8 protein-coding genes are annotated in these 6,000 nt (G+C 45.8%); 7 read left to right on the plus strand and 1 reads right to left on the minus strand.

The window, feature by feature from the left end:
* Positions 1 to 73 precede the first annotated feature (73 nt).
* The 4 genes from OLM33_08950 to OLM33_08965 all read left to right on the plus strand — a co-directional run bounded on the left by OLM33_08950 (position 74) and on the right by OLM33_08965 (position 2,743).
* Positions 74 to 1,240, plus strand: a complete 1,167-nt coding sequence (locus tag OLM33_08950; GenBank protein ID MCW1713783.1) for a permease — start codon at positions 74 to 76, stop codon at positions 1,238 to 1,240.
* A 48-nt stretch (positions 1,241 to 1,288) separates the two neighbouring features.
* A complete protein-coding gene (locus tag OLM33_08955) occupies positions 1,289 to 1,768 on the plus strand; it encodes a permease (protein MCW1713784.1) in 480 nt (159 codons plus the stop codon).
* 1 nt (position 1,769) lies between these two features.
* Positions 1,770 to 2,309, plus strand: coding sequence for a permease (locus OLM33_08960; GenBank protein ID MCW1713785.1), 540 nt, complete (start codon positions 1,770 to 1,772; stop codon positions 2,307 to 2,309).
* A 125-nt stretch (positions 2,310 to 2,434) separates the two neighbouring features.
* On the plus strand, positions 2,435 to 2,743 hold the full coding sequence (locus OLM33_08965) for a metalloregulator ArsR/SmtB family transcription factor (protein ID MCW1713786.1): 309 nt from the start codon (positions 2,435 to 2,437) through the stop codon (positions 2,741 to 2,743).
* A gap of 82 nt (positions 2,744 to 2,825) precedes the next feature.
* Here the strand turns inward: OLM33_08965 and OLM33_08970 are convergent, their stop codons facing one another.
* A complete protein-coding gene (locus OLM33_08970; GenBank protein MCW1713787.1) occupies positions 2,826 to 3,266 on the minus strand; it encodes an arsenate reductase ArsC in 441 nt (146 codons plus the stop codon).
* A gap of 195 nt (positions 3,267 to 3,461) precedes the next feature.
* Here OLM33_08970 and hgcA point away from each other — a divergent pair, with 195 nt between their 5' ends.
* From hgcA to OLM33_08985, 3 genes are all read left to right on the plus strand, one after another.
* Positions 3,462 to 4,448 carry a mercury methylation corrinoid protein HgcA gene (gene hgcA / locus OLM33_08975; protein MCW1713788.1) on the plus strand — a complete coding sequence of 329 codons (987 nt, stop codon included), beginning with the start codon at positions 3,462 to 3,464 and terminating at the stop codon, positions 4,446 to 4,448.
* 30 nt (positions 4,449 to 4,478) lie between these two features.
* A complete protein-coding gene (gene hgcB / locus OLM33_08980) occupies positions 4,479 to 4,778 on the plus strand; it encodes a mercury methylation ferredoxin HgcB (protein ID MCW1713789.1) in 300 nt (99 codons plus the stop codon).
* Positions 4,779 to 4,915: 137 nt separating this feature from the next.
* Complete coding sequence (locus tag OLM33_08985) at positions 4,916 to 5,260, plus strand: DMT family protein (protein MCW1713790.1); 345 nt, start codon at positions 4,916 to 4,918, stop codon at positions 5,258 to 5,260.
* Positions 5,261 to 6,000 lie beyond the last annotated feature (740 nt).

The raw sequence follows: 6,000 nt of genomic DNA on the forward strand, positions 1-6,000 counted from the left end.
CGCGGGGAATTTCTTGACCCCTATATGTGGAATATATGCCACATAAAATTGTAAGATATGGAGCTGAAAAGTAATGAACGATCGTAAAAAATTTTTATGGATAGCAGGGTTTTTCCTTGTTTTCTACTTCCTTCCGGAAGGAAACGAGCGAGTTGCTGCGGGGCTGACTGAATCAATAGCGATGATGTCAGATTACGCAAGGGAGCATGTGCTTCTCTGCCTTATCCCGGCATTCTTCATTGCAGGAGCAATCTCGGTATTTATAAGTCAGCAGTCCGTCATGAAATATCTTGGTGCAAAGGCTGAAAAATGGATAGCCTACTCCGTGGCCTCTGTATCCGGCACTGTCCTTGCCGTCTGCTCATGCACAGTCCTCCCCCTCTTTGCCGGTATCTACAAAAGAGGTGCGGGACTTGGCCCTGCGACAGCCTTCCTTTACTCGGGACCTGCCATCAATGTACTTGCGATCGTTCTGACAGCACGTGTGCTTGGGCTCGAGCTGGGGATAGCCAGGGCTGTGGGCGCAGTTCTTTTCAGTGTTGTAATAGGGCTCCTGATGGCTGTTATATTCGGCAGGGAAGAAGCGGCCAGGCAGGAAGAATTCGCACAGTTTCCGGAAGAAGAGAGCGGAAGGCCTCTTTGGAAGACAGTCACATACATGGCAGGCATGGTCGTATTTCTTGTTTTTGCAAACTGGGCAGCGCCAAAGACGCCGAATTCCTTCTGGGAAACCGTATACGGCATGAAATGGATACTTGCCGGAGCGGGTCTTGCGGCAACGGTCATCGCTTCACTCACATGGTTCAGCAAGGAAGAGAGAGGGGAATGGTTCGGATCCACATGGGGATATGCGCTCCAAGTTGTGCCGCTTTTGTTTGGCGGAGTCCTGGTCGCCGGATTTCTTCTAGGCCGTCCCGGGCATGAGGCCCTTATCCCGAGCCGATATGTAGCAATGCTGGTCGGAGGCAATTCTGCCGGGGCGAACTTCTTTGCAGCACTTGCAGGCGCCTTCATGTACTTCGCCACCCTCACGGAAGTTCCGATACTTCAGGGACTTATCGGCGCAGGAATGGGAATGGGCCCCGCATTGGCACTTCTTCTTGCGGGACCGGCGCTGTCATTGCCAAGCATGCTTGTCATAAACAGCATAATTGGAATTAAGAAGACAGCGGTTTACATTGTTCTTGTAGTGCTTCTTTCTACACTTGCAGGTATGATATTTGGTATGATAGCCTCTTGACTTAACTGCATAAAAAATATAGTAAGCGGTCAGAAGGAGGTCCTCTTTTTGGATTCATATATTCTATACGCCGTGACTATAGTCCTTCTTTTTTTCTCATACTTCAAGGACAAAAATAAGACAAAGACGTCCCTGAAAAAGGGGTGGAAGGCTTTCGAAAATATACTTCCAGAGTTTCTTGTTGTAATACTCTTTGTAGGGACGCTTCTTGCTGTACTTGACCCAGAGATGATATCAATGCTCATCGGCGGTGATTCGGGCTGGATCGGTGTCATCCTTGCCTCTCTGGTAGGCTCGGTCACACTGATCCCCGGTTTTGTTGCCTTTCCTACAGCAGCGCTCCTGCTCCAGGCTGGTGCGGGCTATATGCAGATCGGTGCCTTCATTTCAACCCTGATGATGGTCGGCGTTGTAACGATGCCGGTAGAGATCAAATATTTCGGGAAAAAAGTGACCATATATAGAAATATGATGGCCTTCATCTTTTCCTTCTTTGTTGCTTATGTGATAGGAAAGGTGGCGGGCTGAGATGGCTCTCATGCTGAAGAGATACAGGCCCTTCCTTATTGCCTTGGCATGTGTCGGAGTTCTGACGCTTTTTAACAGGGGCATTGGTACCAAGGCTCTTTTCATATCAGTGAACTCTTTTGTCCAAATGCTCTTTATAATCCCTCCTGTTTTCGTCCTCCTTGGGCTGCTCGACGTCTGGGTATCCAGGGAGAGCATGATCAGATATATGGGTGAGGGATCAGGAATTGAGGGAATACTTCTTTCCATCTTCATAGGTTCAGCTGCCGCTGGGCCGCTTTATGCGGCATTCCCCGTCAGCGCTCTCTTTATGAAAAAGGGAGTCAGCTTTTCAAACGTGATGATCTTTATAGGTGCATGGTCCACGACGAAAATTCCAATGGTCCTCTTCGAGTTTCAATCGTTGGGTGCCCGCTTTGCCCTGACAAGGCTGCTTGTCGATATACCGGGAATAATTATCATAGCAGTCCTTCTTTCGAATTTGGTAAGCGGGGAAGATATCAATAAAATTTACGAAAATGTCGAGAAAATGGATAACTGACAATATATTTAAAATTCCCATAGTTTATTCGACTGTTATTTTAAAATGGTTGTAACTATTTACACCTTGTTGACGTTATACTATTGCTGACAGGATCAAATGCATTTATTGCGGGAGGTGCAAAAATGGATTATAAGGAAAGATTGCTGCTTTTAAAGGCTTTATCAGATCCCAACAGAATCATGATAGTCGATATGCTTTCATGCGGAGAACTTTGTGCCTGTACCATCCTTGAAGCCTTTGATCTTTCTCAGCCCACCCTTTCACATCACATGAAGATCCTCTGCCGGGCAGGCCTTGTAACCCCAAGAAAAGAGGGCAAATGGACCCATTATTCACTTAACAGCGAGAAGTTTTCTGATCTTATTTCCTTTATAGGCATGATCTCATCGGGCGAGGGCAAAGAACGCGTCTATTCTGATACCAAGTGCTGATATTCAATCAATTAAACCTGGTCGATGAACGATCCTGACGAACAAAAATAATTTGGCCGGGAGGAAGTCTCCCGGTCATTTTTCATTCGCTGCATGAAATCTTTGCTTTTAGCTCCAATATCTTTCTTTCAATTGTATCTATTGCCTCCAGAAATACATTGTCTCCCTTTCCTGTCGGATCATCAAGTCCCCAGTCTTCTTCATAGGCTCCTTCTATTGCCGGACATGTTACGTTGCATCCCATTTTTATCACAACGTCAGGGTCCGGGATATCAAATATCAGTTTCGAGTACTGGTCTTTTTCCATGTCAATGCCATAGATCCTCTTCATTAGACGGACCGCATCCTGATTGATCCTGTCCTTTAGTTCTGTCCCTCCGGAGTAACTTTCAAATGCGTCAGCAGCCAGTTTTTTCCCAAGGGCTTCGGCTATCTGACTTCTGCAGGAGTTATGTACGCAAACGAAAGCGACCTTAGGTTTGCCGGTGCAGTTGATCATAACTTTATTTTCGTTGTTTTGCATTGCAGACTCTCCTATTTGTGCTAAGTATTTCTATTTCTAAAAATAACTTATATAATCTCATAATTTTAGCATCACATAACTGAAATTTAATACATTGACAAACATCTATATGAGGTATATATTAACGACCGTAGTTCCAAATAGCAGATCTAAACAAGCGATACAATACTTTCAGACAAAGAGGCGTGACGGCTAATGACAGCTTGCTGCAGCGAAAACCAAACTCTTTCTGCTTCTCTCACAATTAAGGACAGACTGGGCTCATGGAAGGCAAGATGGGGGATCGGAAGGATGGATCACTCAATGAAAGCCGGACTATACGCCATGGGATGTCCTGATGGACATTCTCCCGTCCTGGTGACATCCAATTATAAGATGACTGTTGACAGGGTGAGGGAAAATCTTGGCGGCAGGGACCTGTGGCTGATGGTTCTCGATACGGAGGGGATCAATGTGTGGTGTGCCGCGGGCAAGGGTACTTTTGGCACAGAAGAGCTCGTTTCCCGCATCGATGAGACAGGCCTTAGGGGAAAAGTCACCCACAGGGAACTGATCCTTCCTCAGCTTGGCGCGACCGGCGTATCTGCCCACGAAGCAAGAAAAAGAAGCGGTTTCAAAGTAATATATGGACCTGTAAGGGCGGAGGACATTCCCTATTTTCTTGACAACAGGCTGACTCTCAAAGCGGATATGCGGAAAGTCCGGTTTACAATTTTCGACAGATTAGTTCTGACGCCTGTTGAGTTCGTCATTGCCATGGAACTGATGCTAAAGGTTTTCGGGGCAATGGCAATCCTCTCTGCTTTAGGTATTCTGCCGGTCGAAAGGGCAGATTATCTTGGGCTGATGGGGGCGACCTTTATGGGAACTTTTATATCACCCCTTCTTCTTCCCTGGATACCTGGAAGGGCCTTTTCTTTAAAAGGAATGGTGACAGGGTTGGTATGGGCCATATCGGCAGTCCTCTTTTTGTTTTTGAGGGGAAATGCCAATTGGCTCCAGTTCTTTTCATATATGTTGATCCTCCCCTCTCTGTCGGCTTTTTTCACAATGAACTTTACCGGTTCGTCTACATATACGTCGCTGTCGGGAGTGGAAAAAGAGATGAAGGCAGCACTTCCTCTGATAATTGCTGCACTGACTGCAGGGATCCTGATCAGGATAGTTTCGTACTTCATATAGTCATTTAAGTTGGTCTAAAGGAGAAGACAAATGGGTTTTAAGTATCTAAAGGGAGTCGCTGCATTAAAACTTGATAGGGACAAATGCATCGGGTGCGGCATGTGCGGGACCGTATGTCCCCATGCCGTCTTTACGATAAGTGATAATAAGGCCCGCATCAACGACATCGATCTCTGTATGGAATGCGGAGCCTGTTCCATGAATTGCCCCGTCTCGGCATTAACGGTAAGAAAAGGTGTAGGATGTGCATATGCAGTGCTCATGGGGATGTTTAGCGGGAATAAAGACGGAGAAGGTCCGTCCTGCGGCGGCTCGGGCTGCTGCGGATAGTATTGGATAAATAATGCATGCATGGATCGCAGAGTTTTCAACAATTTGTGGTTCAACTCCCTCCTGTTGTCACCATTCTGACTGATTTGGATATATAATCTACCGGAACAAAAAATATTAAGGAACGGTGTTTGATTTTGATCCGCACTCTTGCCCCTGTTATGCTTCTTCTTGTATCCAATATATTTATGACCTACGCATGGTATGGGCACCTTAAACATATGGGTTCTAAACCCCTTATTTTTGTGATACTGGCAAGCTGGGGGATCGCCTTCTTCGAGTATTGCTTCCAGGTCCCCGCTAACCGGCTGGGAAATCAGTTGTTTACCCTTTCTCAGCTCAAGATAATGCAAGAAGTCATAACCATGTGCGTCTTTGCCGCCTTCACCTTCTTTGTGATGAAGGAAAAACTTACTCTCAACTACGTTTGGGCCTCACTATGCATGGTCGGTGCCGTCTTTTTTATCTTCAGGCCCAACTGAATGTCCCATGTACGGCAAGTGCAGCATGAATGACAGGATAATGTTGAGTAGAGATCTGCCGTTAAAAAGAGCATCCCGGTCGGGGCAGGTCACTAAACAGTATCTATAAAAGGAGGGATAACAGTTTTTCGTTATCTCTCCTTTTTATATAGTAGAAGAGAAGCACTCATGATAAAAATACCGGGACAAAAGGCGGAAAAGAGCCTAATGATCGGCTTAAATATCAGAGATGCGGGCATAAAAACAAGTTCCACAAATATTTTTTTATGCACTTTCACTGGTAAAAAAGTAAAAGAACAAGTTTGCGCCGGTCTGTGATGGACTTAAATTGCGGGCAGTTAGCAAAGTCACGAGGCCGTGTGTCCTAACAGAAAATCTTTAAAAAAAAGCAAAAAAAGTGCTTGACGAAAAACAGGAGCAGACATATACTACCTCCTGTTGCGCTTCCGACGAGGTCGTCCGCGACCGAATTTAAGAAGCAGGCAACGCGCACCATGACAGTTGAATACAGGGAAAAGCAAAAGGATATATATGGTTGACGTATCATGTATATAGTCTTGAGGGAGTATTCGAATTAATTCGGATATTTTTTGAGAGGCGAGGAAGATAAAGTAGCAAAGAAGTCAGCGACTGAGACGGATATTGGACCTTAAATGGGAAGATATTCGAAAAGCACACCCAGAATCAAACGGAGAGTTTGATCCTGGCTCAGGACGAACGCTGGCGGCGTGCTTAACACA

The sequence above is a fragment of the Synergistaceae bacterium DZ-S4 genome (genome assembly GCA_025943965.1).
Taxonomy (GTDB): domain Bacteria; phylum Synergistota; class Synergistia; order Synergistales; family Synergistaceae; genus Caenicola; species Caenicola nitritireducens.

Bases quoted from the DNA above. Each gene is read 5' to 3' on its own strand.
- OLM33_08965 (MCW1713786.1), top strand. From the start codon at position 2,435: ATGGATTATAAGGAAAGATTGCTGCTTTTAAAGGCTTTATCAGATCCC.
- hgcB (MCW1713789.1), top strand. From the start codon at position 4,479: ATGGGTTTTAAGTATCTAAAGGGAGTCGCTGCATTAAAACTTGATAGG.
- hgcA (MCW1713788.1), top strand. From the start codon at position 3,462: ATGACAGCTTGCTGCAGCGAAAACCAAACTCTTTCTGCTTCTCTCACA.
- OLM33_08960 (MCW1713785.1), top strand. From the start codon at position 1,770: ATGGCTCTCATGCTGAAGAGATACAGGCCCTTCCTTATTGCCTTGGCA.
- OLM33_08950 (MCW1713783.1), top strand. From the start codon at position 74: ATGAACGATCGTAAAAAATTTTTATGGATAGCAGGGTTTTTCCTTGTT.
- OLM33_08970 (MCW1713787.1), bottom strand. From the start codon at position 3,266: ATGCAAAACAACGAAAATAAAGTTATGATCAACTGCACCGGCAAACCT.